Here is a 4,189-nt window from a genome sequence, read left to right as displayed (position 1 = left end):
TAATCATCCACGCTTCCGCAGTAGTATCCAAACCGAGGTTGCGGAATACCTAACTTTGCCCTAGCGTGTTTATATGCGTGTACGAAAGGTTGGTGAATTTCATTTACATGGACAACTTCGAAATCGGCATGTTCAAAGCCGAGATCCATAAAGCCTGCACCTGAGAAATAAGAAAAGATTGCTAGTTTTGGCATATTGTTTATTCTTCTGGAAAAATTGTGGATATTTTCTCACGTAATCAATTTTTTCTATCAAATTCTTACTGGTTTAGTTAATTCCCAGCCCTGCGAACAATAAGATTCGCCTTTATTGATTGCGGATTGCCGTACAAGATTGCTAGCGAGTCCCAAGACGCCGTAGAAGTAGAATCGCCAATACCAAATCCGTTGAATTAATTAGCAAGTCCTAGTGCGTATCAAAACTCATGAACCACATTCGCTTACCTTACATCGCATTGACTATTTATAGAGACCAATTTGACGTGACAATTAATCGGTTTTTTAGTGTGAACTAGCTGGCGCATATTTCGATGTCTATGGTTCATATTGATTAACTTTTCAAAGGAATACCGCCCATAGCTGCCAGTTTTGGCTGAGCACCTAAGATATGGCGCAAATCATCCCTGAGTAGCAAAGCGTAAATCAGTCCTATTCCCCATAAAGGTGTCGTCACGATGCAAATGACAACGACAGCTTTACTACGTCTCCAGTAATACAATTTACCATCTTGTAGTTTAACGCCAATAATCCTACTGCCGATTAAATACAAAGTAACTTCTTTTCCGAGACCCCGCTCAATGAAATCATTCAGACTTCGTGCGGTTCTCAGTTTTTGCAAAATCTGATCTCCAATTTCTATTGAGTCGTAGTGAGTAAATGATTTGCCGATTTGATTGACACTTGATGTGCCACTGCCCAACATGCTTAGAACACCGGTTACTTCACGCATGGTTTTATCCCTTTCATTATTTGCGAATTTGTAGCCGCATAGAGGTGATGAATCTATGCGGGACTATCGGTTAGACTGACTATTTAAGGCATGACGCCGAAGGAGAAGTAAGCTGGTCCGTTGGCAAAGTTGTTGCCTGAATTATTGCCAGTCACTAGCAGACCTGCTGGAGAAGAAATAAGGTAATTGATCGTACCGTCCGACACCGAAGCTGTAGCAATACCAGTGATCGGAGTATTGGCGGTCAATGGGATGTTTTGGCTTTTTACAATTAGGTTTTGCTGAGATGCTGTTAGTGGATTCTGAATGCCATCGGTCGTGTTGAGCACATAACTTCCAGCCAGGGGATTCCACGCGGCTTGGGGCACGCCTAACCACATACCGGTCACAATCCCGCCACCACCTGTATCATTTTCTGTTACAACCATTGTGCTATTGGCTCCAGCACCAACCATAAATGCAGTCGCCCGTACTAGCCCACCAGATGAAAGATCAAAGGCATAACTACTACCTGAATGTGCTGCGAAAGTACCAGTCGCTGTTGCAGTGGAACAGGTAGAAGTGTTTTTGCACGTACTCCAATTGCCGAGGTTATCAATCGTGATGGTGGCATAGGACATGCGGGTCTGAGCAGGAGTGCTTCCAGTGTCATGCTGATAGCGAAGCACAGTATAAGTCCCTTGCAATGCCCCAAGGTTGGTATTAGAAGCTAATGCTGTGGTATCCATCAGGAAGGCAGGTTGATCAGCACCATTGACCACCGTATGAGAAACACCTAACGCCCCATTGCTTTGCATGACCGTGCGCATGCTAGTGCTGGAATTCCCTGTGCTATCCATACAAGCTTTATTCAATGGTGCTGGGGCATTCGCATCCTGAACCAGACTCAATGTGCCAGATAAGTTGCCCGAATACGCTAATGTCGTGCCACCATTGGAAAATTGCGCTGTACCGGCTCCACCAGTCAGGGCTACAGCTATCAGTGGATGGATATTGGCAATGGTGCAGGTAGTCGCCGCAGTGCCGTTACTATTATCACCCGAACTATTGCCAGAATTTGTGCTTGCAGTATTGCTCCCATTTCCGCCACATGCGGAAAGGGCTAATGCAAATAAACTTGCGACCACGATATGTAATTTCATGTTGCTTGCCTTTTATAAAGAAGATAAAAAAAGAAACTTCCAAGAACGGAAGTGCATAGTTATTGCTACGTGCTGCTTTTGATTAGGTACTTCTTCCTGTAATCACTTCAGAAATTCCACCAAGTCTGAATAGACCTATAAAATCAATTAATAATGATTTATTATGTCATTTTACATTAACGTATTGAGTCATTCCAAGGTTGACGTAAAAAGATCACACTTCAAGATCTAATATGACGGGGTGTGTCATGCAACAAGAAGAAATTAGTCCAGAAAAGCAACTGGCTCGTGAAGTCGGTGGGATTATTGCTATTCGCAGGAAAGCCAAGGCATGGACTCAGGCGAATCTTGCAGAGCATATTGGCATTGAAAAAGAAACCATGAGCAGGATAGAAACCGGCCATATCGCGCCGACATTGGCACGCTTAGCTCAGATAGCCAAATTGCTGGATTGTGAGATTAGCGACTTACTCAAAATCAGCACACCTGATGTGAGTGACCAAGCATTAGCCCTGATGAATCGCATGGAGGATTTGAGTGAGGGTCAGCAAACTATCTTGCTGGATTTATTCGGTAAGGTTGCATTGGCTATGGGTAAGCTGAATCCCAAGGATAGAAAAGTCGTGGAGAAATTCCTTGGCGATATTTTGTAGCCAAAAACTTGAACGTTTAAATAATTCAAAAAAAATAGAATGCCAACATATGCGAATATGAATGTACATCCGCCAAAGGGATGGGATGAATTTGAGGATATTGTTTGTTCAATGGCGAAAGTCCAATGGAAAGGCACCAGCTTTCAGAGGCATGGACGTCAGGGACAAGCTCAGAATGGGGTAGATGTTTACGGTTATGATGCTGAAGATAAAATAATTGGCTTACAGTGCAAAAATACAATCGAAGGTATATCGGAAAGTATCATTGCTGATGAAATTCAAAATGCAGAGTCATTTCAGCCACCCCTGTCAAAATTAATTATTGCGACCACAGCTAAAACTGACAAAGAGCTACAAAAATATGTCCGTATGATTTCGGAACAAAGGAAAATAGCAGGCAAATTTTCTGTGGAAATTTACTTCTGGAGTGGCATTTGGCAAATTTTAACTGCTGATGACAATGCCCTCTTTCAACACTATCCCCAGCTAAAACCGAAATCCCATCAAGTCAATTGGCCAAATTGGTACACGATCGGTATATCAATCCTTTTAATTTTCGTAGTAGCTGCTTTATTGATTTGGATATCGGAGAAAACAAAAAAATCGTCACTACTAATTGGCATGCCGTCTTATGTTCTGGCGTCGGACGGTTCAATTGAGTACGCTCTATCAATTAGTAACAAAGGCAATTTGGATCAGACAATATCGGATATCGAACCAATATTAACTAGTGACAATGGACACTCAATTCGACTAAGCTCGAATTTAAACGGCACGCACGGTTCTATTGACGAAATACGAGTAAAAAAAGGTGAAGTGCTGATTAAGAAAGTGCGTGTTAAATTACCTTCGTCAGCAAAATATGATTTGAATAATCCATGTGTCATTCCAAAAGCAAATCCTCAGATATTTGAGTTGGCTTTTCAATTCGTGGTTATTGATAGCGAAGGTGAGCGAAACATTTCAAAATTTTTGATTAGCAAAGGGTCAGTGGATGTCCGGCAAATCACTGTATCTTTTTTTCTAGACCCATTTGATGTCGCCACAAATCAAACAACTCAATTATTTTCAAAAAAAGAAGACGCAAACCGAAGGGTAACTGAATCAGGCGTACTGCCACTGGATCAACCGAGGATGATCTCTGGTAATAGCAAAGACTGGATCACAGGGTTAAACCCTATTGAGGCAATTAATTTCATGATTGCACCTGCTATATTTGACGAATCAAAGTGCATTCAATTTGGCAATGAAAATAACATTTTTGGAAAATCGAATTCCAAATAAGGAAAGATCGGATGGTCTGAAGGTAATCAATTCTGGGTGGAAATACCTTAATTAACTAACATGTACTGGACTTTTTTTTGGGGGGATGCTTTCCATGTCAACGGAAGTCCACTCTCCTTCGTTTTTGTCTTCAATGGATCTTTGCCAGCACTTTTCGGGTAG

The 4,189-nt window shown here is 41.9% G+C and carries 4 protein-coding genes and 1 pseudogene; 2 read left to right on the top strand and 3 right to left on the bottom strand.

The genetic code is table 11. The features are described from left to right. The 3 genes and pseudogenes from ACO0KY_RS19430 to ACO0KY_RS19420 all read right to left on the bottom strand — a co-directional run. Positions 1-194 (bottom strand): annotated as a pseudogene (locus ACO0KY_RS19430) (hypothetical protein); the annotation flags it as partial. 355 nt (positions 195-549) lie between these two features. Further along, positions 550-948, bottom strand: coding sequence for a hypothetical protein (locus tag ACO0KY_RS19425; RefSeq protein ID WP_423048848.1), 399 nt, complete (start codon positions 946-948; stop codon positions 550-552). 83 nt (positions 949-1,031) lie between these two features. Next, the gene (locus ACO0KY_RS19420) at positions 1,032-2,090 is read right to left on the bottom strand and encodes a hypothetical protein (protein ID WP_423048846.1); all 1,059 of its coding nucleotides are present in this window, start codon (positions 2,088-2,090) and stop codon (positions 1,032-1,034) included. Between the two features lie 248 nt (positions 2,091-2,338). On the opposite strand from ACO0KY_RS19420, the gene ACO0KY_RS19415 reads away from it, so the two are divergent. Together ACO0KY_RS19415 and ACO0KY_RS19410 are read left to right on the top strand one after the other, a co-directional pair. After that, on the top strand, positions 2,339-2,743 hold the full coding sequence (locus ACO0KY_RS19415; RefSeq protein WP_423048844.1) for a helix-turn-helix domain-containing protein: 405 nt from the start codon (positions 2,339-2,341) through the stop codon (positions 2,741-2,743). Positions 2,744-2,800: 57 nt separating this feature from the next. After that, on the top strand, positions 2,801-4,027 hold the full coding sequence (locus tag ACO0KY_RS19410; protein WP_423048842.1) for a hypothetical protein: 1,227 nt from the start codon (positions 2,801-2,803) through the stop codon (positions 4,025-4,027). Positions 4,028-4,189: the final 162 nt, after the last annotated feature.

The organism is Undibacterium sp. Dicai25W, from assembly GCF_049340505.1.
Taxonomy (GTDB): Bacteria; Pseudomonadota; Gammaproteobacteria; order Burkholderiales; family Burkholderiaceae_D; genus Undibacterium; species Undibacterium jejuense.
Note: the sequence above shows the minus strand (reverse complement) of the source record. Positions and strands in the feature narration are given on the sequence as shown.

What these genes read in the sequence shown, in the direction of transcription:
- ACO0KY_RS19415 (WP_423048844.1), top strand. Translation starts at nt 2,339, where the DNA reads ATGCAACAAGAAGAAATTAGTCCAGAAAAGCAACTGGCTCGTGAAGTC.
- ACO0KY_RS19410 (WP_423048842.1), top strand. Translation starts at nt 2,801, where the DNA reads ATGAATGTACATCCGCCAAAGGGATGGGATGAATTTGAGGATATTGTT.
- ACO0KY_RS19425 (WP_423048848.1), bottom strand. Translation starts at nt 948, where the DNA reads ATGCGTGAAGTAACCGGTGTTCTAAGCATGTTGGGCAGTGGCACATCA.
- ACO0KY_RS19420 (WP_423048846.1), bottom strand. Translation starts at nt 2,090, where the DNA reads ATGAAATTACATATCGTGGTCGCAAGTTTATTTGCATTAGCCCTTTCC.